This window comes from Rhodococcus sp. NPDC127593 (assembly GCF_042671975.1).
GTDB lineage: Bacteria > Actinomycetota > Actinomycetes > Mycobacteriales > Mycobacteriaceae > Rhodococcus_F.
This window is the reverse complement of the sequence record NZ_JBHXWI010000042.1, coordinates 1-21,869: the sequence shown is the minus strand read 5'-3', so window position 1 is coordinate 21,869 and position 21,869 is coordinate 1. Positions and strand designations below refer to the sequence as shown.

At 66.2% G+C, this 21,869-nt stretch carries 19 protein-coding genes and 1 pseudogene; 8 read left to right on the top strand and 12 right to left on the bottom strand.

Going from position 1 to position 21,869, the window contains the following annotated elements:
* The first annotated feature begins 25 nt into the window (after positions 1-25).
* The 3 genes from ACFVJ3_RS32895 to ACFVJ3_RS32885 all read left to right on the top strand — a co-directional run bounded on the left by ACFVJ3_RS32895 (position 26) and on the right by ACFVJ3_RS32885 (position 3,023).
* Positions 26-1,207, top strand: a complete 1,182-nt coding sequence (locus ACFVJ3_RS32895) for an acetyl-CoA C-acetyltransferase (RefSeq protein WP_378456047.1) — start codon at positions 26-28, stop codon at positions 1,205-1,207.
* Between the two features lie 48 nt (positions 1,208-1,255).
* On the top strand, positions 1,256-2,017 hold the full coding sequence (locus tag ACFVJ3_RS32890; RefSeq protein ID WP_378456046.1) for an SDR family NAD(P)-dependent oxidoreductase: 762 nt from the start codon (positions 1,256-1,258) through the stop codon (positions 2,015-2,017).
* Positions 2,018-2,318: 301 nt separating this feature from the next.
* Positions 2,319-3,023 carry an RraA family protein gene (locus ACFVJ3_RS32885; protein ID WP_378456045.1) on the top strand — a complete coding sequence of 235 codons (705 nt, stop codon included), beginning with the start codon at positions 2,319-2,321 and terminating at the stop codon, positions 3,021-3,023.
* A 19-nt stretch (positions 3,024-3,042) separates the two neighbouring features.
* Here the strand turns inward: ACFVJ3_RS32885 and ACFVJ3_RS32880 are convergent, their stop codons facing one another.
* The 11 genes from ACFVJ3_RS32880 to ACFVJ3_RS32830 form a co-directional block, all read right to left on the bottom strand.
* Positions 3,043-4,401 carry an MFS transporter gene (locus ACFVJ3_RS32880; RefSeq protein ID WP_378456114.1) on the bottom strand — a complete coding sequence of 453 codons (1,359 nt, stop codon included), beginning with the start codon at positions 4,399-4,401 and terminating at the stop codon, positions 3,043-3,045.
* Positions 4,402-4,688: 287 nt separating this feature from the next.
* Positions 4,689-5,747 carry an enoyl-CoA hydratase/isomerase family protein gene (locus tag ACFVJ3_RS32875; protein WP_378456044.1) on the bottom strand — a complete coding sequence of 353 codons (1,059 nt, stop codon included), beginning with the start codon at positions 5,745-5,747 and terminating at the stop codon, positions 4,689-4,691.
* A 54-nt stretch (positions 5,748-5,801) separates the two neighbouring features.
* The gene (locus ACFVJ3_RS32870) at positions 5,802-7,217 is read right to left on the bottom strand and encodes an aldehyde dehydrogenase family protein (protein ID WP_378456043.1); all 1,416 of its coding nucleotides are present in this window, start codon (positions 7,215-7,217) and stop codon (positions 5,802-5,804) included.
* Positions 7,218-7,314: 97 nt separating this feature from the next.
* The gene (locus ACFVJ3_RS32865; protein WP_378456042.1) at positions 7,315-8,085 is read right to left on the bottom strand and encodes an enoyl-CoA hydratase-related protein; all 771 of its coding nucleotides are present in this window, start codon (positions 8,083-8,085) and stop codon (positions 7,315-7,317) included.
* Between the two features lie 33 nt (positions 8,086-8,118).
* Complete coding sequence (locus ACFVJ3_RS32860) at positions 8,119-8,895, bottom strand: enoyl-CoA hydratase/isomerase family protein (protein ID WP_378456041.1); 777 nt, start codon at positions 8,893-8,895, stop codon at positions 8,119-8,121.
* Positions 8,896-8,971: 76 nt separating this feature from the next.
* Positions 8,972-10,597, bottom strand: coding sequence for an AMP-binding protein (locus ACFVJ3_RS32855; protein ID WP_378456040.1), 1,626 nt, complete (start codon positions 10,595-10,597; stop codon positions 8,972-8,974).
* A 332-nt stretch (positions 10,598-10,929) separates the two neighbouring features.
* The gene (locus tag ACFVJ3_RS32850) at positions 10,930-11,784 is read right to left on the bottom strand and encodes a LuxR C-terminal-related transcriptional regulator (RefSeq protein ID WP_378456039.1); all 855 of its coding nucleotides are present in this window, start codon (positions 11,782-11,784) and stop codon (positions 10,930-10,932) included.
* A gap of 194 nt (positions 11,785-11,978) precedes the next feature.
* Complete coding sequence (locus ACFVJ3_RS32845; protein ID WP_378456038.1) at positions 11,979-12,959, bottom strand: NAD(P)H-dependent flavin oxidoreductase; 981 nt, start codon at positions 12,957-12,959, stop codon at positions 11,979-11,981.
* A gap of 22 nt (positions 12,960-12,981) precedes the next feature.
* Positions 12,982-13,803, bottom strand: coding sequence for an amidohydrolase family protein (locus ACFVJ3_RS32840; protein ID WP_378456037.1), 822 nt, complete (start codon positions 13,801-13,803; stop codon positions 12,982-12,984).
* Between the two features lie 101 nt (positions 13,804-13,904).
* A complete protein-coding gene (locus ACFVJ3_RS32835) occupies positions 13,905-15,263 on the bottom strand; it encodes an MFS transporter (protein ID WP_378456113.1) in 1,359 nt (452 codons plus the stop codon).
* Between the two features lie 247 nt (positions 15,264-15,510).
* The gene (locus ACFVJ3_RS32830) at positions 15,511-16,365 is read right to left on the bottom strand and encodes a response regulator transcription factor (RefSeq protein ID WP_378456112.1); all 855 of its coding nucleotides are present in this window, start codon (positions 16,363-16,365) and stop codon (positions 15,511-15,513) included.
* Positions 16,366-16,534: 169 nt separating this feature from the next.
* Between ACFVJ3_RS32830 and ACFVJ3_RS32825 the strand changes: the two genes are divergently transcribed.
* The 3 genes from ACFVJ3_RS32825 to ACFVJ3_RS32815 are packed head-to-tail and all read left to right on the top strand — an operon-like array spanning position 16,535 to position 19,989.
* On the top strand, positions 16,535-18,151 hold the full coding sequence (locus tag ACFVJ3_RS32825; protein WP_378456036.1) for an AMP-binding protein: 1,617 nt from the start codon (positions 16,535-16,537) through the stop codon (positions 18,149-18,151).
* Between the two features lie 57 nt (positions 18,152-18,208).
* The gene (locus tag ACFVJ3_RS32820) at positions 18,209-18,991 is read left to right on the top strand and encodes an enoyl-CoA hydratase/isomerase family protein (protein ID WP_378456035.1); all 783 of its coding nucleotides are present in this window, start codon (positions 18,209-18,211) and stop codon (positions 18,989-18,991) included.
* Positions 18,992-18,996: 5 nt separating this feature from the next.
* On the top strand, positions 18,997-19,989 hold the full coding sequence (locus ACFVJ3_RS32815) for an MBL fold metallo-hydrolase (RefSeq protein WP_378456034.1): 993 nt from the start codon (positions 18,997-18,999) through the stop codon (positions 19,987-19,989).
* 21 nt (positions 19,990-20,010) lie between these two features.
* On the opposite strand, the gene ACFVJ3_RS32810 is transcribed toward ACFVJ3_RS32815, so the two are convergent.
* On the bottom strand, positions 20,011-20,631 hold the full coding sequence (locus ACFVJ3_RS32810; RefSeq protein ID WP_378456033.1) for a LysE family translocator: 621 nt from the start codon (positions 20,629-20,631) through the stop codon (positions 20,011-20,013).
* 135 nt (positions 20,632-20,766) lie between these two features.
* On the opposite strand from ACFVJ3_RS32810, the gene ACFVJ3_RS32805 reads away from it, so the two are divergent.
* Complete coding sequence (locus tag ACFVJ3_RS32805) at positions 20,767-21,219, top strand: Lrp/AsnC family transcriptional regulator (RefSeq protein ID WP_378456032.1); 453 nt, start codon at positions 20,767-20,769, stop codon at positions 21,217-21,219.
* A gap of 338 nt (positions 21,220-21,557) precedes the next feature.
* A pseudogene (locus ACFVJ3_RS32800) lies at positions 21,558-21,869 on the top strand (steroid 3-ketoacyl-CoA thiolase); the annotation flags it as partial.

Below are 21,869 nucleotides of genomic sequence, written 5' to 3'. Positions count from 1 at the left end.
CCCCCCGAGAAAGGCTCCTCCTCACATGCCCACCTCTGTGATCGTCGCCGGCGCCCGCACCCCGATCGGCCGCCTGCAGGGTTCCCTCGCCGGGTTCTCCGGCGCCGACCTCGGCGCAATCGCCATCGACGCGGCGCTCGGCAAGGCCGGTGTCGCCCCGGACCAGGTGCAATACGTCATCATGGGACAGGTCCTCACCGCCGGCGCCGGCCAGATGCCCGCCCGCCAGGCCGCCGCGAAGGCCGGCATCCCGATGAGCACGCCGTCGCTGAACATCAACAAGGTGTGCCTGTCCGGGGTCGAATCGATCATCCTCGCCGACCAATTCATCCGGTCCGGCGCGTTCGACGTGATTGTCGCCGGTGGCATGGAGTCGATGAGCCAGGCACCGCATCTGCTGCCCGGTTCGCGCGGCGGTTTCAAGTACGGCGACGTCACCCTCGTCGACCACATGGCCCTCGACGGGTTGCACGACGCGTTCACCGATCAGCCGATGGGTCTGCTCACCGAGGCCGGCAACGACAAGGACGTCATCGCCCGCGAGGACCAGGACGCGTTCGCGGCCCGCTCGCACCAGTTGGCGGCCAAGGCCTGGGACAACGGGATCTTCGACGACGAGGTCGTCGCCGTGGAGATCCCCGCCCGCAGGGGCGAGAGCACCTGGCTGCGCCGCGACGAGGGCATCCGCCCCGACACCACCGCCCAAACCCTGGCGCGGTTGCGTGGCGCGTTCCGGGACGGCGGCACGGTCACCGCGGGAAACGCGTCGACGATCAACGACGGCGCCGCCGCCGTGGTGGTGATGAGCAAGGAGCGCGCCGAGGCCGAGGGGCTGACCTGGCTGGCCGAGATCGGCGAGCACGGCATGGTCGCCGGACCGGATTCGGGTCTGCAGTTCCAGCCGTCCGGCGCCATCGCGAAAGCCTGTGATGCAGCGGGCATCGCGCCCGCCGAGCTGGATCTGATCGAGATCAACGAGGCGTTCGCGGCGGTCGGGATCGCCTCGACCCGCGAACTCGGCGTCGACCCCGACCGGGTCAACGTCAACGGCGGTGCCATCGCCCTCGGCCACCCGATCGGCATGTCCGGCGCCCGCATCACCCTGCACCTCGCGCTCGAGTTGCAGCGCCGCGGCGGCGGCACCGGTGCCGTCGCCCTGTGCGGCGGCGGCGGACAGGGCGACGCCCTGATCCTGCGCGTCCCCTGACGACCCCCCTTTCCCACCACTGCCGCAACCCTATTCGAGGAGAACTTTGTGAAGATCGATGGAGCCGTCGCTGTCGTCACCGGCGGAGCATCCGGACTCGGCAACGCCACCGCCCGGGCCCTGCACGAGCGCGGCGCCCAGGTCGTGCTGCTCGACCTCCCGTCATCCGACGGGGAAGTGGCCGCCAAGGAGATCGGGAAGGGGGCCTACTTCACGGCCGCCGACGTCACCTCCGCCGGTGACGTCACGTCCGCGATCGACTTCGCCGCGTCGCTCGGCGACCTCCGCGTGGTGGTCAACTGCGCCGGAATTGCGACGCCCGGAAAGGTTCTCGGCAAGGCGGGTGCCCTTCCCCTCGCAGACTTCGAGCGCGTCGTCCGCATCAACCTCGTCGGCACCTTCAACGTCCTCCGCCTCGCCGCGGAGAAGATCGCCCAGACCGAACCCGTCGACGGCGAACGCGGCGTCATCATCGACACCGCCTCCGTCGCCGCGTTCGACGGCCAGATCGGCCAGCCCGCCTACGCGGCATCCAAGGGCGGCGTCGCCGCGATGACACTGCCGATCGCCCGCGAACTGGCCCGCCACCTCATCCGCGTCGTCACCATCGCACCCGGAATCTTCGAAACGCCCATGTTGGCCGGTCTTCCCGAGGAGGCGCAGAAGTCCCTCGGACAGCAGGTGCCGCACCCCTCCCGGCTCGGCAAGGCCACCGAATACGCCGCCCTCGCCGCGCACATCATCGACAACGCCATGCTCAACGGCGAAACCATCCGCCTCGACGGCGCCATCCGCATGGGTCCCAGGTAGATAACCGACAGTTGCTGCCGGCGGCACCCAGTCAGCGGGTGCCCGGCGGCGTATTCGGCGGCCTTGCCGACCCCTGCGATAACCGCGATTGTCGTTGCTGACACCCGCCGCTGGAAGATTCTCGCACTGACGGCCGCAACTACGCAGAAACCTTGCGCAAACCGCCGACGTCCCGCGGAAAGATGGAAAGATCTGACCGGCCCTCGCGAATAGAATCACAGCATGATCGACCTGCCGAATTCGAGTTCGTATTTGCTGCGCGAACTGAAGGTCTCCGAGCTCGCCGTAGAGGACAACCCCGATGAATCCGCTTGACCTGCAACGAACCTACCTGGACCTGACAACCCCGCACGTTGCCGATGCGATCATGCACCTCGACATCCCGGTTCGACAGGCGCCCGCGAATGTTCGGCCTCTGTGGGACGACACCCACATCGTCGGACGTGCCCGGCCCGCACGCCATTACGGCAGCGTCGACGTCTTTCTCGAAGCCATCGAACACGCGGACCCGGGCGACGTCCTGGTAGTCGACAACGCCGGCCGCGACGACGAAGCCTGCGTCGGCGACCTCATTACTCTCGAAGCTCGCCACGCCGGCCTATCCGGTGTCGTGATCTGGGGTCTGCACCGTGACAGTCGTGAGCTGCGGAGCATTCGACTGCCGGTGTTCAGTCAGGGAGCGCTGCCCGCAGGACCGCAGCGCCTCGACACCCAGGAACGGGATGCGTTGCGCACCGCCTGGTGCGGCCGGTACACCGTCACCGTCGACGACTTCGTCCTCGCCGACGACGACGGTGTCCTGTTCCTACCGCTCGATCGCGCCGCCGACATCGCCGAGTCGGCGAGCACGATCCGCGACACCGAACGACACCAGGCAGCGAAGATGAACGTCGGCACAAGCTTCAGAGATCAAGCCCGATTCACCGAGTACCTCGCGGCCCGAGACCGGGATGGCACGACGTTCCGTCAGTACCTCCGCTCGATAGGCGGAGCCATCGAGGAATGACCGGCGGCCGGTGCGTTCGTCAGGTGGTGACGCTCCGGCGGCCGGTGTCCTCTGTGGCGCGATCGGAATTGTCGGTGTCGGCGTCCAGCTCAACGATCCGGTGGTCCTTGGTCTCGACCATCAGGTAGGTGCACAACACACTGACAGCCGACAGACCAGCGAGCATGATCCCCACGTACAGGACGTCTCCGTTGGCCACGAACACCGCAGCGAGCAGCGGCGGGATGCCGCCGCCGAGGATGCCGGCCAGGTTGTAGCCCAGCCCGGCGCCGGTATACCGGTACCGCTCGTGGAACAACTCGGGAAGCGCGGCGCCTGCGGGGCCGTAGGCGATGCCGAAAATGATCAGCGTGCCGATCAGGCCGACACCGTAGAGAACCAGATTGCCGGTGTCGAGAATGGAAAACATCACCAGTGCCCAGGGAACTGCGAGACCGCACGAGACCATGATGACCTTGCGTCGCCCGATCCGGTCGGACCACATCGCTGACACGGCAATGGCCAGCCCGAAGAATACGGCGGCGAACATGCCCATCGCGAGGACGGTCGTGCGGGAGAAGCCGAGATTCTTGGTGGCGTAATTGGTCAGGAACGCAGTGCCCATGTAGAAGAGCGAGAACAGGCTGGCCAGGGCGCCACCGGCGATCAGGATCTCCCTCCATTGGAATCGGATCGCGTCGAGAAATGGCAGCTTGTTGCTGCCAGTGGTAATTGCGCGGCGCTGCACCGCCTTGAAGACCGGAGTTTCGTCCACGGAGAGCCTAATCCAGAGCCCGACCGCCACGAGCAGAGCTGACAGCAGGAACGGAATGCGCCAGCCGTACGACATGAAGGCGCTGTCGGCGCCGGCGTCGGTGCCCGCTGCGAGGGTGAAGACGAGAAATGTTCCGCTGGAGAGGAAGAACGCGAACGCGGGTCCCAGTTGCGGGAACATCGCGTACAGGCCGCGTTTGTTCTTCGGCGCGTACTCGGCGGTGAGCAGCACGGCGCCGGCCCATTCGCCGCCGACGGCGAACCCTTGCAGGAATCGCATGAGTACCAACAACACGGGCGCTGCTGCCCCGATTCCGTGGGGGAACAGGCCGAATGCACCTGACTGACTGCCCGGTAGCAGACCGATCACCACGGTGGCGGCGCCCATGATCAGCAGTGTCCAGACGAGGGTTCGCTTGCGCCCGAGCCGGTCTCCGAAGTGGCCGAAGAGGATTGCGCCCACGGGCCGGGCGAAGAACGCCACCGCGAATGTCGCGAACGACGCCAACGTGGCGACCGCGGGCGGCATGCTCGAGAAGAAGACGGTGGGAAACACCAGCGCAGCGGCGGTGCCGTAGATGAAGAAGTCGTAGAACTCGATGGTCGTGCCGATCGAGCTGGCCATCGCAACCTTCCGTAGCCGAGGCTGCCGGGTGATGGGGATGCCTCCGTCGTCGACGGTGATGGGTGGTGGTGCGCTCACGGTTGCTCCTGAAAGAATGGTGCCGGATGGTCGATTACGAAAACCGTATGATGTGAGTCACATTCGCGGTACACCCGAAAGTCGGTAGCTGTAGCGCGGTTCCAGTGCCGCCGGAGGCGTATCCGGCATGAAGGACGTGAAGTTCGCGGGCACCACCGTGCGGCATCGTCGGTCAAGGCACTTCCGTGTGCGCTGCATCCGAGGCTGCGCTATACCTGTGCGGGTACGAGCCCGAGGTCACCGCTGTCCGGGGCGGCGAAGAACCGATCGACCAACGCATCGTCGACCTGCTCGAGCGTGCGGGGAGACCACCGCGGGCTGCGGTCCTTGTCGACGATCTGCGCGCGGATGCCCTCGGCGAAGTCCGGGGACCGTAGACCGGCGACCGCCATGCGGTACTCCTGGTCGATGGCGGCCTCGAGCGTCGGGAGAGTGGCGGCGGATCGCAGGGCGCGCAGTGTGACTTTGAGCGCTGTCGGCGAGTTTGCCAGCACATTGTCCGCCGCCTCGTTCGCTTCTGTGCCCGGCCCGGCCGCCCGGAGCCGGGCCACGATCTCTTCGACCGTGTCGGCGCTGAAGCAGGCGTCGATCCACTCCCGCCGGTCGGCGAGGGGGCTGGTCGGTGGCGCTTCGGCGACCGATGTCACCGCCGCATCGGGAGGCATCGTCGCGAGTGCGGCAACCAGTGCGGGAAGCTTGTTGCTCGGCACGTAGTGGTCGGCCAACCCGACGTGAATGGCGTCCGCGCCGGACAGTTGCCCCGCTGTCAGTGCAGCGTAGGTGCCGAGTTCACCCGGTGCGCGTGAGAGCAGGTAGGTGCCGCCGACGTCGGGGGTGAATCCGATGCCGACCTCCGGCATCCCGATCCGAGTGCGTTCGGTGACGAGTCGATGGGAACCGTGTGCGGAGACGCCGATACCGCCGCCCATCACCAGCCCATCCATCACCGCCACATAGGGTTTCGGGTAGCGAGCGATGTAGGCGTTGAGCCGATACTCGTCGCGCCAGAAGGCCAGTGATGCACTGCCGCCGGTGCGGGCGTCATCGTAGATCGAGCGGATGTCGCCCCCGGCGCACAGGCCACGTTCGCCACTGCCGTCGAGCACCACGGTGTCGACACGGTCGTCGGTTGCCCAGGCGGTGAGTGCCTCGCTGATTGCGCGGACCATGCCGTGGTCGAGAGCGTTGATGGCGCGGGGTCGGTTGAGGGTGATCCGGCCCACCCGGTCCTCGACGCGGGTCAGGGCCGAGGGCTCAGCGGCGGTCATCGGGTGACCCCGTTTCGGTCGTCTTCGAGTCTCGCTTCGTCATAGATATTCCTTTCAGAATTGGATGGATTTGGTCTCGAGGAACTCGTCGAGGCCCAGCCTTCCCATTTCGCGGCCCACGCCGGACTGCTTGTAGCCGCCGAACGGCGCCAGCGGGTTGAATGCGCCACCGTTGATGTCGATCTGCCCGGTGCGCACCTGCCGGGCGAAGGCCAGTGCCCGATCCGGGTCGGAGGACCAGACTGCACCGTGCAGGCCGAAGGACGAATTGTTCGCGATAGCGAGGGCGTCGTCGTCGTTCTCGAACGGGATGATCGAGAGCACCGGACCGAAGATTTCCTCCTGCGCGATCACCGAATCCGGGTCGACACCGGCGAAGACGGTCGGTCGCACGAAGTATCCGCGTTCGACGCCATCGGGTGCTTCGAGGCCGCCGGCAACGAGGCGGGCGCCCTCGTCGATCCCCGTCTTGATGAATTCGCGGACACGGTCGCGCTGGGCGCGGGACACCATCGGTCCGAGCTTCGTCTTCGGGTCCAGGGGATCGCCGGGGGAGAATCCTTCCGCGGCGATCTTCGCCAGCTCGACCGCGTCGTCGTGACGATCGGCGGGGACCAGCATGCGGGTCCATGCGGTGCAGGTCTGGCCTCCGTTGAGGAAGGCGTTCGCCACGCCCACCTTCACCGCGGTGGATAGGTCGGCGTCGTCGAGGATCACGTTGGCGGACTTTCCGCCCAGTTCGAGGGTGACGCGTTTGATGGACCGGGACGCGAGTTCGGCCACTCGCGCACCGCCGCGGACGGAGCCGGTGAACGAGACGACGTCCACCTCGGGATGGGTCACCAACGCTTCACCGACGCCCGCGCCGTAGCCGCTGATCAGGTTCACCACACCGGGGGGAAAGCCGGCCTCGTCGATGGCATCGAAGAGCTGGTACACCGCGAGCGGGGCCACCTCGCTCGGCTTGACGACCACCGTGCAGCCGGCCGCGAGTGCGGGTGCGATCTTGCAGGTGATCTGATGCAGCGGATAGTTCCACGGGGTGATCGCCGCGACCACACCGGCCGGCTCCCGGACGATGAGCGAGTTCCCGATCCGCTCCTCGGTTTCGTCCTGCTCGAGCAGGTCGATGTAGCCGGCGATGTCGGTGAGGGGAAGCGCCGCCTGGATACGGCTGGCGATCCGAATCGGTGTGCCGACGTCGGTTGCGATGGTCTCGGCCATCTCCGCGGCGCGCTTGTCGAGTCCGGCGTGCAGCCGACCCAGAAACGCCGCCCGTTCGGCCCGGGAGGTCGCGGCCCACCCGGGAAAGGCAGCACGAGCGGCCTGGACCGCTCGATCGACGTCGGCGGCGGTGCCGTTCGGGACGACACCGATCACCTCTTCGGTGGCGGGGTTTTCCACCGAGATCGTCTCCGTCGTACCCGACGTCCACGCTCCGTCGATGTACATTGCATTGCGATCAATCATCAGAAATTCTCCTGACCGGCACTCACCGAGTGCGGTGTTCTCTGGTCTGCGGTTGCCGGGGCAACCCGCAGCGTTCGGTTGCGAATCGAGTTGGGGCTCACGCCGGCCGCGGTGACTCCGGGCGTTCGCCTCTGGCAAAGGCTTCGAGTCGCTGCAGCACTTCCGGGTTGTCGAGCGATGCCCGCCGGTAGTCGTCTTCGAGGGCGAGCCCTTCCTCGGTCCGATATCCGCCGGAAGCGAGGATGGACTGGCGATCCGCCCGCAGGCTTTCCTGCGGATAGCCGGCGATGTGCTGTGCGAGCGCGATCGTCCGAGGCAAGGCCTCACCGGCCGGTACGACGTCCTGAACGAATCCGATCTCACGTGCCCGCTGCGCGTCGAACCGAACACCGGATTCCATCATCCACAAAGCGTTGCTCAGACCCACGATCCGCGGCAGACGCAGGGTTCCGCCGTCGAAGAAGGGAACACCCCACCGGCGGTTCAGGGCCCCGAACTCCGAATGCTCGTCCGCGATCCTGAAATCGCACCAGGCCGCGAGTTCGAGGCCACCGGCGAAGCAGTATCCGTTGATCGCGGCGATGGTGACCTTGCCCGGGTCGAGCTTCGCGAAGCCCATCGGCCCCACCGCGTCGCAGAACTCCTCGTTGGTGAGCAGTCCGGGGATGTCCTTCAAATCTGCTCCGGCGCAGAAAGATTTCGACCCACCGCCGGTGAGGACCAGCACGCTGGACTGGTCGTTGTGCTTGAATCGCTCGATGGCGGCCGCCAACGCGGCGGCCGTCGCCATGTTCACCGCGTTGTGCGCCTCCGGCCTGTTGATGGTCAGGACGGTGACGGCGCCGTCGTTATCTTCCTTGACTGTCATTGCATTACTCCTTGGTTGGTTGTCGAGGTGCCGTTACCGGCCGTGGTACGTCGGTTCCCGCTTCGCGGTGAAGGCGGCATACCCCTCTCCGGCGTCGTCGGTATCCATGACGCGAAGGAAGTGCTCGAACTCGTTCCGTAACGCTTCCTGCTCGGGTACCCCGAAACTTTCCAGGACGGATGCGCGGGCGGCACGGACCGCGAGGGGCCCGCGGGCGGCGATGCGCTGCGCCAGTTGCACCGCTTCGGGCACCAACCGCTCGAGAGGAACGACCCGGTTCACCAGGCCCAGTCGGTGGGCTTCGGCAGCGTCGACGGGGTCCCCGGTGAGGATCATCTCCATCGCTGCACCGACGGGGATCGTGCGCGGAAGGCGTACGGTTCCGCCGGATCCGGGGATGATTGCCCACCGTGTTTCCGCGAGCCCGATCGACGCGTTGGGAGCGGCAAGTCGGATGTCGCAGGCCAGAGCCATCTCGCAGCCGCCTGCCAGGGCATGTCCGTTGAGCGCCGCGATGATGGGTTTGCTCCGGTCGACGGTCGTGAAGCCGCCGAAGTTCCACGGTGCCTTCTCGCCCGCGAGTACCCGGGATCGATACGCGGGCAACAGGGTTTTCAGATCGGCGCCCGCCGAGAAGGACACGTCTCCGGCTCCGGTGAGCACCGCGACGTACAGGTCGTCGTCGGCTTCGAAATCAGCCACCGCGGCGCCGAGCGCGTCGTTGTGCTCGGGGTCGAGCGCGTTACGCGCCTCGGGTCGGTTGATGGTGATGACGGCGACATGGCCCTTGCGGTCGATATCGATGGTCATGAGAACTCCCTTCAGTGCAGAGGATCTGTTGAGCTCCAAATGAATACGGTCGGCGATGGGGGATCCGGCGGGCGGGTCACGCGGTAGCAGCGGTATCGTCGAGGTCGAGTTCACGCACGCTCTGCTCGCGCAGGGCGACCTTCCGGATCTTGCCGCTGGCCGTCATCGGGAACTCGTCCGCGACCCGGACGTAACGAGGGATCTTGTAGTGGGCGATCTTGCCGGCGCAGAACTCACGAAGAGTCTGCGCGGTCAGCGCGGTGGTGCCCGGCCGCATCCGGATCCAGGCACAGAGTTCCTCACCGTATTTCGGGTCCGGCACGCCGATGACCTGAACGTCGGCGACGTCGGGGTGGATGTACAGGAACTCCTCGATCTCTCGGGGATAGATGTTCTCGCCGCCCCGGATGACCATGTCCTTGCACCGTCCGACGATGTTGACGTAGTCCTCGTCGTCCATCGTCGCGAGATCGCCGCTGTGCATCCAGCCGTGGGCATCCATCGCGTCTGCGGTCTTCTCCGGTTCATTCCAATAGCCGTTCATAACCAGGTAGCCGCGGGTGCAGAGCTCGCCGGTCGTACCGCGCGGTACCGTCCGACCGGTCCCCGGATCGATGATCTTGACCTCGACGTGCGGCAGCGGAGTGCCCACCGTGGAGGTTCGTCGTTCCATCGAGGCGTCGATCCGAGTGTGGGTGGAGATCGGTGAGGTCTCGGTCATCCCGTACGCGATGGTGATGTCCTTCAGGTGCATGTCGTCGACCAGACGCTTCATGTACTCGAGCGGACACGGGGAGCCTGACACGACTCCGGTGCGCAGACTCGACAGGTCGGCCTTGGCGAAGTCGGGGTGTTCGAGAATTCCGATGAACATCGTCGGTACGCCGTACAGGGCCGTGCAGCGTTCGGCCTCGATTGCGGCCAGCGATGCCGCGGGGTCGAACGACGGAGACGGAATGACGACGCAGCTACCGTGAGTCATGGCACCGATGTTCGCCAGAACCATGCCGAAGCAGTGATAGAAGGGCACCTGCACACAAATGCGATCGGCTTCGGTGAACTGCTGGACCTCCGTCACAAAGAAGCCATTGTTGAGGATGTTGTGATGGGTGAGGGTGGCGCCCTTCGGTGAACCGGTGGTTCCCGAGGTGTACTGGATGTTGATCGGGTCGTCGCGATCGAGTTCGGCTGATCGCGCGGAAACCGCTGCGCGGTCGGGGATCGTCTCGGCGAGCGTGTCCCAATCCGACGAGCCGAGGATGACCACCTCGCGAAGGGCAGGAATCTCGGGTCGGATCTGTTCGATCATCGCGACATAGTCGGAACTCTTGAATCCGGACGCGGAGATCAGCATGGAGATGCCGGCGTGGCGCAGCACGTAGGCGAGTTCGTGGGTGCGATACGCGGGGTTGATGTTCACCAGAATCGCGCCGATCTTCGCGGTCGCGTACTGGGCCAGCACCCACTCCGGGACATTGACGGCGAGGATTCCGACCCGGTCCCCCTTATCGATGCCTAGTGCGAGAAGCCCTGTCGCCAGAGCGGTGACCGCGTCGTCGAACTCGTGGTAGGTCCACCGCCGCCCGGTCGGCATATCGACGAGCGCATCGTGGTCGGGGAAGCGTTCGGTGGTGCGTTCGAGCTGGTCTCCGATGGTCCAGCCGATCAGCGGCGTTTCCGCGAAGCCACTAGCATAACTCATGTGGGGCAAGGTGATTCCTTCCGACGGGGCGCAACACCGCCGCGCTCTGAACACGAAACGAGATCGGTCCCGTCACCAGCGCGCCGGTAGCGACGCCCGGTGTGGCACGGGAGCCGTTCCGCGGCGACGCGTCGCGAGGCAGCCGTCGGTGTTGCTCATGGCCCCCTCCTCGTTGCGTCGTACCCCGATCTGAACGGGCTACCGGAACGCTACGGAGAGGTCAGGGGCGCCCACTACGCGCAAAAGTAGGTATTCGTGACGTACTTCACGGACGGCATGTGTCCGTGATGCGGATCGGGCCGGATGAGGGCAGATCAGGCGCAGAAAGGTGGTCAGAGCAGGCCGTATGCGCGTGCCGTGTGGACGGCGGAGGTGCGATTGGATGCATTGAGCTTGCGCATCGCGGAGCTGAGGTAGGCCTTGACTGTCTGCAGGCTCAGGCCCAGGTCCTCGGCGATGACGGCGTTGCTCGCACCGAGCTCGACCAGCCGGAGGGTGTCGAGTTCGCGAGGGGTGATCGCCACCTGATCGGGGCGGGGCTGGACAGGGCCCCGGGTGTTTCCGCCGAGATCGTCGATGATCCGGGTGAGCCGTTCACGAAGGGCATGATCGGCCACGGTGCTGGTGATTGCCAGGAGCTCGTCGACGGCGCGGTCGATTCGGGCGGACGTCAGTATCGGGTTTCGGGGTCGCTCGGCGCCGGGGAGTTCTTCGAGCGCCGTGAGTCGCGCGAGGTCTTGGGCCGTCGATGCGGCGATGCGCCCGGCAGCGCTCAAGGCGATGTCACCGATCGGTCGGCTCTCACGGGTTGCCCCATAGAAGACGCAGCGCACTGCACCGTCGACGACTACCGGCATCGCGAACATCGAGTGGATGTGCTCTTCGCCGAGGATGATGTGGTCGAAGTCGTGGGTGATCGACCTGGCGGTGGCGTAGTTGTCCACCCGGCAGGGGGCTGCACGGGAGACGACGATACCGCCGATCCCCTGACCCGCAGCGACTTCCAGGCCGAGGAGTGCCCGGCCGATGGTGCCGGAGAGCGTGGTTATCCGCAGACGCCTGCCCTCGGCCTTTGGTGTCGCGGTACCGGCGAGCACAACCGGCAGGCCGCTGGCACGGCGGAGTTGTTCGAGTCGAGCCTGCAAATGACGCTCGACTCGGCGATCCAATGATTCGGCTTTACCCATGTCAACCCACTGCGCCGCCGGTGCGGCACCTGCCTTTCGCGAGCTTTACGTAGCAAGCATGTTACACGCGCCACATATGTGGCCGGCGCGCTGCGGTTTCATCCGCGAAAACCAGACAACGCGGTCGGCACAAATGTCGACCGGGCCGCACCACCGCCGCGTTGTCTGGTTGAGTCTCGCGTGAGAAGGCTCGTTCAGCCGGTGAATTGGTCGCGAAGTTTACGGGTGATGATGTGCTGGGCTTCGGTGAGTATCGAGTCGAGTACTTCCTCGCAGCTGCCGATTTCGTGGATCAGGCCTTGAGCTTGGCTGGCCCACCAGAGCCCGCCTTCGACGTCGCCGTTGCCGTACACCTGCTCGCGGCCGCGGGCGCCGCTGGCGAGATGGGCGATGTCGTCGAAAGTGGCATCCGGTCGGCGGGAGAGGGTGGCGATTTCTTCGGAGATCGAGTTTCGGGCGACGCGGGCGGAGTTGTGGAACTCGCGGAAGACGATGACGGTGTCGCGTTCGGTGTTGTCGACGATCTGTTGTTTGACGTTGTCGTGGATGGGTGCCTCGGTGGTTGCCATGAATCGGGTGCCCATGTTGACGGCGGATGCGCCGAGCGCGAGGGCGGCGACAAGTCCGGCGCCGGTGGCGATTCCGCCGCTGGCGATGATCGGGATGGTCAGTGCCCGGGCCGCCGCGGGGATGAGCACGAGCCCGGGGACGTCGTCCTCACCGGGGTGCCCGGCGCACTCGAAGCCGTCGATGCTGACCGCGTCGACTCCGAGTTGCTCGGCCTTGACGGCGTGCCGGACCGAGACCGCCTTGTGGATGACCTTCACGCCGGCCGCTTTGAATGCGGGCAGGTGCGGTTGTGGGTTGCCGCCGGCGGTTTCGACGATGGTGATGCCGCTGTCGATGATGGCGTCGCGGTATTCGTCGTAGGGGACCGGCTGGATGGTCGGCAGGATGGTGAGGTTGACGCCGAACGGTTTGTCAGTGAGGTCGCGGCAGCGGGCGATCTCCTTGACCAGCGCTTCTGGGGTGGGTTGGGTGAGGGCGGTGAGGAATCCGAGTGCCCCGGCGTTGGCCACGGCGCTGATCAAGTCTGCGGTGCCGACGGCGGTCATGCCGCCGCACACGATGGGGTGATCGATTCCGAAGGTCTGGGTGAAGTCGTTGGTGAACATGTGCATCCTCGGCAGTTGTTGGTCAGTACGGGAGATTGAATGCGCGGATTGCGTTGTCGCGCAAGAACGCCGTGCGGGTGTTGTCATCGATCCCGAGTTCGTCGAGCCCGGACAGACAGTCGGGTGCCGGCCACGCGGGGTGGTTGGAACCGAACAGCACCTTGTGCCGGCCGTGCCCGCGGAGGTAGTCGACGATCTCCGCCGGATAGCGGGAGGTCTTGTACGCGGAGGTGTCGATGTAGACGTTCGGGTACTTCGTGGCCAGTGAAATGGCTTCATTGGTCCAGGGCACACCGATATGACCTGCGATGATTCGCAGTTCCGGGAACTCGAGTGCCACATGATCGAGGTACGGGATCGGGCGACCGGGTTCGGAGGGACACAGCGGGCCGGTGTGACCGATCTGGGTGCAGAAGGCGATGTCGAGGTCGCAGCACGCCGCGTACAGCGGATAGTAGCGGCGGTCGTCCGGCGGCAGATTCCACAGCCACGGCAGGATCCGCAGTGCGCAGGCGCCGTATTCCTCGACAGTTCGACGAAGTTCTCGGACGGCATCCATCGGCTGTCGGAGGCTGACGGAGGCGACCATGACGAAGCGGTCCGGGTGGCGTTTGACGATGTCCCCGACCTCGTCGTTGCTGATCAGCGGTCCCATTGGGGCGTGCCAGGCGCTGAGCATGCCCAATTCGACGCCGGCTTCGTCCATGCGCTCGAGCGTCCACGACACCGGCGGTTCGGCCTCGGGAATGATTCCCTTCGACCAGCGTCGCAGGGAGTCCAGGAAGGGCATGTCGAGCCACCGCTGGGTCGGGTGCTGCATCCAGGCGTCGATCGTGTTCGTCATTACTACGTCTCTCAGATTGCGAAGGCAACGGTCCAACGCGCCCGCCGCCGGCTGTGCGCGGCTGTGCCGCGGTCCCGACGACGGGCGCAGGGCCCGTCGGGTCAGGCGGTCTCGGAAACGGGGTGGGACGCCCGGCTGTCGTCGGTCCCGGTCTCTTCCATGACGCGGTGCCGGGTTTCGGGCAGTGCGAGGGCACACGCGAAGCTGAGAAGGCCGAAGCCGGCGAGCATCCACCCGACCGCGGTGCTGCCGTATCGAGAGGTCAGTTCCGCGGCAAGCATGGGTGCCGTGCCGCCGCCGATGACTCCGGCGATGGCGTAGGCCATGCCGGCGCCGGTGTAGCGGTATTCGGTGTGGAACATCTCCGGAAGCAGTGCCCCCGCGGGCCCGTAGGAGACGCCCATGATGACCAGGGCGAGGGCCAGGCCGGCGAGGAACGCCGCTGGGGAGCCGGTGTCGAGGAGGGGGAAGAGCACCAGCCCTCCGGGGATGGCCACGATGCAGGAGGCGAGCACCATCTTGCGGCGGCCGATTCGGTCGGAGTAGATGGCGGACAGGATGATCGCCGCACAGAAGACGACGGCGGCGATCAGGCCGAGGGAGAGCACGGTGGTGCGGCTCAGGCCGAGGGTGGCGGTGCCGTACGAGGTGAGGTAGGCAGTGCCGATGTAGAAGAATGCGAACATCATCGCCAGGGATCCGGCGGCGAGGAGCAGCTCACGGGGCTGGTTCTTGAAGACTCCGAGGAGCGGGCCTGCGCTTGCACGGCGGGTCTGGGTGGCCTGCCGGGCGAACATCGGGGTCTCCTCCACCTTCAGCCGGACATAGAGGCCGATGAGCACGAGCAGGGCGCTGGCGATGAACGGGATCCGCCAGCCGTAGTCGAGGAACGCTTGCGAGGTTTCGCCGACGAAGAGGTTGACCGCCAGGAAGGTGCCGTTGGACAGAGCGAAGGCCAGCGAGGGCCCCAGTTGTGGGAACACCGCGTACAGGCCTCGTTTGCCGGTGGGGGCGTATTCGGTGGCCAGCAGGGTTGCCCCTGCCCATTCACCGCCGACGGCGAGGCCTTGCGCAATCCGCAGTGCGATCAGCGCGAGCGGTGCGGCCACGCCGATGGTGGCGGCACCGGGGAGCAGTCCGATGAGCACGGTACTGATCCCCATGAGCAGCAGTGTGCTGACCAGTGTCTTCTTGCGGCCGATCCGATCACCGAAATGGCCGAAGATCGCGGCGCCGAGGGGCCGGGCGACGAACGCGACGGCGAAGGTGGCGAAGGATGCGACGGTGCCGGCTGCCGTACCGAGGGCGGGGAAGAAGACCTTCGGGAAGACCAATGCTGCCGCGGTGCCGTAGATGAAGAAGTCGTAGAACTCGATGGTGGTGCCGGTGCAGCTGGCTATGGCGACGCGACGCATCGGGGTGGTCGGTGGGTTTTTCACCGGGTCGACGGTTCGGGACATCGTGATCTCCTGCTCGGTGGGCCCGTCCGCCCGCTGGCGGAGGAGCTGAGGTACGACGAGCAGTGTGAGCGCCGTTACATCGGGTGCCACACCCCCCAAAGTGGGTTGTGTTGCCGGGTAGCCCCTTTCGTGGGTAGGCGTCGGGCATACCAGGGTCTGCCGCGGTCAACGATTCGACCGGCGGCGGTGTGCGCAGACAGGCCTGGGGGAGGGTCCTCGGTGCGTGCGACGTTGCAGGCGGGAGGAATCAGCGGATGAGTCCGCGCTCGCGGGCGGCGAGGATCGCCTGCACGCGGTTGGTCGCGTGCAGTTTGCGCATGGCGCTCTTGAGGTAGGACTTGACCGTATTGGGTAGCAGACCGAGGGCCTCCGCGACCTCACGGTTGCTCAGACCTCGTGCGACGTGTTCGAGCACGTCGATCTCGCGGGGCCGGAGCAGGGTGGGCGGTTCCTGCGATCCGGCCGACCCCAGCACGGGCGCAAACCGGTTCCCAACCGCCTCGAGCCGGGCGCGCAGGGTCTCGTCCTCGATCTGGCCGGCCAGGTCCGTCAGTTCCTGAGCGATGTCGTACAGGTCGGCACGGCTGAGCACTGCCCGGTCGGCCTCGGTAGCGGTACGCATCAGGCTCAGCCGCCGCCGCACTTCGTCCTCGACCGCGATGTCGCGTTCGAGCCGACGGACCAACGGGGTGAAACTGTCGAACCAGCGGTCACCCAGGCGAACATGGGTGCGGGCCGCCAGGTAGATCAGGATCCGGGGTACGCGGTCGACGATGATCGGAAGCGCAGCCAGGGTCTCGATGGCCTCCGGTCGCACGGCATGGTCATAGACGTGCGTGATGCCTTGCGCCGAGAAATAGTCGGCCACCGAGACCGGGCGGGCGAGCATCAATGCTTTGCCGCCGAGCCCTTCACCGTTGCGGACCACCAGGTTCACCGCCGAGCGAGTGCGGACCCCGGTCAGGTCGGTGATCTCCATCGCCGCTGCCCCGTGATGCACCGGCCCACCGAACACCATGTCCATACCGGCGTGCTTGCGGAGAGTCTCCAGCGAGCGCGCGAGGATGCGCCGTTCGATCGGCGTATCGGTGTCGAAAGACATGGTCACGTCCGCCTCCAAATAAGCATCTGATGACGAGGCTAGTGAGTGCCGTCACACCGTGGCAACGTCGTACCCCACAAGGGGGGTACAAGGCCCCCGGACCTACCTTCGGGGGTCCCGCTCGTTCGTTTCCCGGGTCACATTTCTCTCAGAGAATGGAGGAGCACACATGAACACCAGGCTGAGTCATACCGTCGGTCCGACCGAGCGGCCGTTGCTCGAGATGACGATCGGCGACAACTTCGACCAGACCGTCTCGAGGTTTCCCGAGCGCGAGGCAGTGGTCGACGTTCCCAGCGGACGCCGATGGACGTACACCACACTGCGCGCGGACGTGGATGCGCTGGCCTCGGCCCTGCTCGACGACGGAATCGCTCCCGGTGATCGGATCGGGATCTGGGCACCGAACTGCGCGGAATGGGTGATCGTGCAGCACGCCGCGGCGAAGGTGGGCGCCATCCTGGTCAACCTCAACCCCGCATACCGCACCCATGAACTCGAATACGTGCTAGGCCAATCCGGGATCCGGGTGGTCTTCACGCTGCCGTCGTTCAAGGGCTCCGACTATGCGGCGATGGTCGCCGAAGTGTCGCCCCGAGCTTCGGGTTTGGAGCGAGTGGTGTTCTTCGGCAGTGACGAGTGGGCGGGTCTGCTGGACCGGGGTAGCCGGTTGGCGCCGGATCGGCTGGCCGCGGTGCAGCGCCGCCTCTCCCCGGACGATCCGATCAACATCCAGTACACCTCCGGAACCACCGGGTCGCCGAAGGGCGTCACCCTCTCGCATCGCAACATCCTCAACAACGGGTTCTTCGTCGGCGAGTTGCTCGGGTACACCGAACTCGACCGGATCTGCGTGCCGGTGCCGTTCTACCACTGCTTCGGCATGGTGATGGGCAACCTCGGGGCCAGCACGCACGGCGCCTGTGTCGTCATTCCGTCGCCGGCCTTCGACCCGGTCGCCGTGCTGACTGCGTGCGCGCAGGAGCAGTGCACCTCGGTATACGGGGTTCCGACGATGTTCATCAGCATGCTCAACGTCCCCGACTTCAGCACATACGACCTGTCGTCGGTCCGCACCGGAGCCATGGCAGGCTCACCGTGCCCGGTGGAGATCATGAAGCAGGTCACGGCGTGGGCACCGGAAGTGGCAATCGCGTATGGGATGACCGAGACGTCCCCGGCCTCCACCCAGACCTGGGTGGACGACTCCCTGGACCGGCGGGTGTCCACTGTCGGGCGGGCCCACCCGCACGTGGAGGTCAAGGTCGTCGACCCGACGACCGGCGAGACCATGCCCGCCGGACAGTCCGGTGAGCTGTGTGTCCGCGGTTACTCGGTGATGCTCGGCTACTGGAACGAACCCGAGAAGACCGCCAAGACCGTCGACGCGGATGGCTGGATCCACAGCGGCGACCTCGCGGTCATGGACGAGGACGGGTTCGTCGCGATCACCGGGCGGATCAAGGACATGGTGATCCGCGGCGGGGAGAACATCTACCCGCGGGAGATCGAGGAGTTCCTCTACACCCATCCCGACATCCTGGACGCCCAGGTGATCGGCGTACCCGACGACAAGTACGGCGAAGAGCTGATGGTGTGGCTGCGACTACGCGAGGGCGCCGAGCAGATCGACGCCGACAACCTCCGAGAGTTCTGCACGGGCCGACTCACGCACTACAAGATCCCGCGCTACGTGCACTGCATCGACGAGTTCCCGATGACCGTCAGCGGGAAGGTCCGCAAGGTCGACATGCGCGAACAGGCTCTCCAGATCCTCGGGCTGTAGGCCCGAACACGCCCAAACTCGAACCACATTCACGTCAACCTGTACGGAGGAAATTGCATGAGCTGGACAATTGAATTGCGCGGTCGCGTTGCGGTCGTGACGATGAACACCAACCCGGTCAACGCGCAGAACCGCGCTTTCTTCGCCGACCTGCACGATGCGTTCGATCGACTCGAGCGCGACCATCCGCAGTCGCCGGTGGTGCTGACCGGCACCGGAACCCGATTCTCCGCCGGACTGGACCTGGCCGAGCATTTTCGGCTCTTCGCTGGGGACGAGGCGCAGGTCGCATCGTGGTTCCAGGACTACCGGGCAACAAATATCCGGTTGTTCACCTACCCACGACCGACGGTGGCCGCGGTGAACGGGCACGCCTTCGCCGGAGGTCTCATCACCGCCGCCGTGTGCGATCGCACGGTCGCCGCCGCCGGCGACGCCCGGTTCGGAATCAACGAGGTCAACATCGGGATCCCGATGCCCGCGGTGTATCTGCGGATGCTCGCCTACGCATGGGGGCAGCCGGTGGCGTCGCGAACGTGCCTGCAAGGGGAGATCTTCTCCGTCCAGGAAGCACATGAAATGGGGATTCTGCATGAGGTGGTGCCGGCGGAGGAGCTGCTCGACCGGGCCGTCGCCCTCGCCGAGCTGACTCCCGAAGACTGCATTGGCAACTACGCCTACACCAAGCAGGCTCTGCAGGCCCCCGCCCTGCGCGACATCGCGGACCTGTCCGACCCATTGGACCGGAAGGAACTGGCCGCCGGCATGACGAGCGAGCCGTCCCGGCGCGCCCACCGCCGGTACTGGGAACAACTCAAGGGCCGCCCCGCCGACTGGTGACCGGAGTGGACACCAATGGCGCAGAGCGGTTGCCGGACTGGGTGATCTGGCAGCGCAGACCGTTTCCCGATGCCAACCTGTTGCTGATCGACGGGCGGGAAGCGGCGCTCGTCGACAGCGGCTTCGTCGGTCATGCGCAGCAGACAGCCGACTGGGTATGCGCGCACAGCGATCACCTCGCCCGGGTCGTGAACACCCACTGGCACGCCGACCACGTCGGCGGCAACGCACTCCTGCAGGCGAGGGGCGCCGGCATCGCGGCCAGCGCCCCGGACGCCGACGCCATCGCCCGACGGGACCCGCGCTGCTGTCTCGCGGAGTACCTCGACCAGCCGGTCGCCCCGTACACCGTCGACGAGCCGCTCGACGACGGGCAACTACTCCGGCTCGGTGACACCGACTGGAAAGTACTCCACACGCCCGGCCACACTCCCAGCCACCTGGCGCTGTGGCAGCCCGAGGAGCGACTACTGATAGTGGGAGATGCGCTGTCCGACTACGACGTCGGCTGGGTCAATCTCGCCCTCGACGGACCCGGCGCCGCGGCTACCAACGTCGCCTCGCTGCAACGACTGGCCGACCTCGAGCCGCGGGTGCTGCTGCCCGCCCACGGGCCGATTCCCGCCGATCCCATAGCCGCGTTCGCCAGCGCACTGCGTCGCGGCCGGCGTCTCGTCGACGACCCGGACGGCGCGGTGTGGTACGGCATCCGGCGAATCTTCGCTTTCGCGTTGATGATTCGAGGTGGAGTCCTCGTGGACGAAGTGGAGCCCTATCTGCACGCGCGCGCGTGGTTGACCGACGCCGCTCGGTTGCTGCGCCTCACCCCCGAGGCGCTCGCCGCCGAACTGGTCGAAACGATGGTCCGCAGCGGCGCCGCCGCGCTTCGGGACAACCGACTACAAGCGGCCGCCAAATTCACCCCGGTCTTGCCGGAAGCGCTGCGGGCTCCGTTCCCCCGGGCATGGCCGGCATCGGCAGGCCCACAACGCTTGTGAACATACCGCTGTCGCCGAGTCCTATCCGGCCACCCGCTCGAACAGCAGCACCACACCGATCACGATCATCGCCGCACCCGACACCCAGGTCACCATCCGTGCCGCGGCGGGTCGTGCCCGCAGCACCACCCGCGCCCCCGTCCCCACACCCGTGTAGATCACGGCGCAGCTGGCCGTGTGCACGGCACCCAGCAGCACGATCTGCACCGCGAGCGGCCACCGCGCACCCGAGTCGGTGAACTGCGGCAGTAGCGCCAAGAACAGCAGAAACACCTTCGGGTTCAGCCCGCTGATCCCCAGGCCCTTGACGGCCTGCCGCACCCACGATTCCGGTGCCTGCTCCGGACCGGCCTGCGGCGGCGCCGAAGGTTTTGCAAGCATCGTGATCCCCAGCCACACCAGGTACGCCGCCCCGCTCGCCGTCAACGCGGTCAGCATCAACGGCGAGCGGGAAACCAGCGCGGCGACGCCGGCAGCCACCACCGCGGTCATCACCAGGTGCCCCGACAACAGACCACCCACCGCCGGCACCACGCTGCGATGCCGCAACCCCGCCGCGATCGCGTACGCCCAATCCGCGCCCGGCGTCAGCACGAACAGAAAAGACACCGCCCAGAACGCAGCAACGGTACCGATCGCCATGACTCTCACTCATCCTTCACACTCTCGGAACACCAGAACGCCCGGCGGTTCCGATAAGAAAGATTAGAAAGAATCGGGCAGAAAGTGTTGCCAAAGATTCCCTGAACACCGCACGTTTGGGGGAAAATCTTCCACATGGACACAGTAGATCGGAAAATTCTTGCCGAACTCCAGCAGGATGGTCGCCTCACCCTTACCGAACTCGCCGATCGAGTCCGACTCAGCATCTCGCCCTGCCACCGGAGGCTACGCGCATTGGAGAGCTCCGGCGCGATCACTGGTTACCGTGCCCAGCTCGACGCCCGCGCGCTGGGACTCACATTCGAGGCGCTCGTCTTCGTCACCATGCGCGCCGCCGACCGCGACACCATCGAGGCATTCGAACAGGCCGTAGCTGCCATTCCCCATGTCCTGCAAGCGCAACGACTCTTCGGCGACCCCGACTACCTCTTGCGGGTCATCACCCGCGACCTGCCCGACTTCCAGACGCTCTACGACGAACGTCTCGCCACCCTCCCCGGCGTCGGGCGCCTCAGCTCCACACTCGTCATGAAAAGCGTGGTAGACAACCGTCCATTGCCCCTCTAGAACCGGCGGCTCGGTAGTGGCACCCCGCTCCAACGCAGTTGGCCGGGAACGGCGGAAGGTTGCAGGGCCGGACCGGAGGCCGCCTTCACTAGACATACATGGACATCCAACTATAGGATGATCACGTAACCTGTGAGCCATTCCCCACTCGACACTTCCGGAGGAATCGCGCCGGCTCCTGGACATGCGATGCGCCGGCGGAAGTGCACGCAGGCCGTCACCCACGGCAAATTCGGCCGGCGCATCGACTCCGATTGTTCGAGCGGGGATGCCGCAGTGATACCGCTGACCCCGGCCTCTCGCCGACAGGGTTCAGGCCTACCGAAGGGAACTCAGCCATGACACATGCAGTAATCATCGATACCTTGCGCCTCGCCTCCGGTAAGGGCAAGCCCGGCGGCGCGCTGTCGGGCACGCACCCGGTGGAACTGCTGGCGCACGTGCTGCGCAGCATCGTCGAACGCAACGGCATCGACCCCGCACAGGTCGACGACGTCATCGGCGGCTGTGTCGGTCAGGCCGGCGAGCAGGCCCTCAACATCTCCCGCACGGCGCTGCTGTCGGCCGGATTCCCGGATTCGGTTCCGGCCACCACCGTCGACCGCCAGTGCGGCTCGAGCCAGCAGGCGGCGCACTTCGCGGCGCAGGGC

What these genes read in the sequence shown, in the direction of transcription:
- ACFVJ3_RS32895 (WP_378456047.1), top strand. Translation starts at nt 26, where the DNA reads ATGCCCACCTCTGTGATCGTCGCCGGCGCCCGCACCCCGATCGGCCGC.
- ACFVJ3_RS32885 (WP_378456045.1), top strand. Translation starts at nt 2,319, where the DNA reads ATGAATCCGCTTGACCTGCAACGAACCTACCTGGACCTGACAACCCCG.
- ACFVJ3_RS32880 (WP_378456114.1), bottom strand. Translation starts at nt 4,401, where the DNA reads ATGGCCAGCTCGATCGGCACGACCATCGAGTTCTACGACTTCTTCATC.
- ACFVJ3_RS32875 (WP_378456044.1), bottom strand. Translation starts at nt 5,747, where the DNA reads ATGACCGCCGCTGAGCCCTCGGCCCTGACCCGCGTCGAGGACCGGGTG.
- ACFVJ3_RS32870 (WP_378456043.1), bottom strand. Translation starts at nt 7,217, where the DNA reads ATGATTGATCGCAATGCAATGTACATCGACGGAGCGTGGACGTCGGGT.
- ACFVJ3_RS32865 (WP_378456042.1), bottom strand. Translation starts at nt 8,085, where the DNA reads ATGACAGTCAAGGAAGATAACGACGGCGCCGTCACCGTCCTGACCATC.
- ACFVJ3_RS32860 (WP_378456041.1), bottom strand. Translation starts at nt 8,895, where the DNA reads ATGACCATCGATATCGACCGCAAGGGCCATGTCGCCGTCATCACCATC.
- ACFVJ3_RS32855 (WP_378456040.1), bottom strand. Translation starts at nt 10,597, where the DNA reads ATGAGTTATGCTAGTGGCTTCGCGGAAACGCCGCTGATCGGCTGGACC.
- ACFVJ3_RS32850 (WP_378456039.1), bottom strand. Translation starts at nt 11,784, where the DNA reads ATGGGTAAAGCCGAATCATTGGATCGCCGAGTCGAGCGTCATTTGCAG.
- ACFVJ3_RS32845 (WP_378456038.1), bottom strand. Translation starts at nt 12,959, where the DNA reads ATGTTCACCAACGACTTCACCCAGACCTTCGGAATCGATCACCCCATC.
- ACFVJ3_RS32840 (WP_378456037.1), bottom strand. Translation starts at nt 13,803, where the DNA reads ATGACGAACACGATCGACGCCTGGATGCAGCACCCGACCCAGCGGTGG.
- ACFVJ3_RS32835 (WP_378456113.1), bottom strand. Translation starts at nt 15,263, where the DNA reads ATGTCCCGAACCGTCGACCCGGTGAAAAACCCACCGACCACCCCGATG.
- ACFVJ3_RS32830 (WP_378456112.1), bottom strand. Translation starts at nt 16,365, where the DNA reads ATGTCTTTCGACACCGATACGCCGATCGAACGGCGCATCCTCGCGCGC.
- ACFVJ3_RS32825 (WP_378456036.1), top strand. Translation starts at nt 16,535, where the DNA reads ATGAACACCAGGCTGAGTCATACCGTCGGTCCGACCGAGCGGCCGTTG.
- ACFVJ3_RS32820 (WP_378456035.1), top strand. Translation starts at nt 18,209, where the DNA reads ATGAGCTGGACAATTGAATTGCGCGGTCGCGTTGCGGTCGTGACGATG.
- ACFVJ3_RS32810 (WP_378456033.1), bottom strand. Translation starts at nt 20,631, where the DNA reads ATGGCGATCGGTACCGTTGCTGCGTTCTGGGCGGTGTCTTTTCTGTTC.
- ACFVJ3_RS32805 (WP_378456032.1), top strand. Translation starts at nt 20,767, where the DNA reads ATGGACACAGTAGATCGGAAAATTCTTGCCGAACTCCAGCAGGATGGT.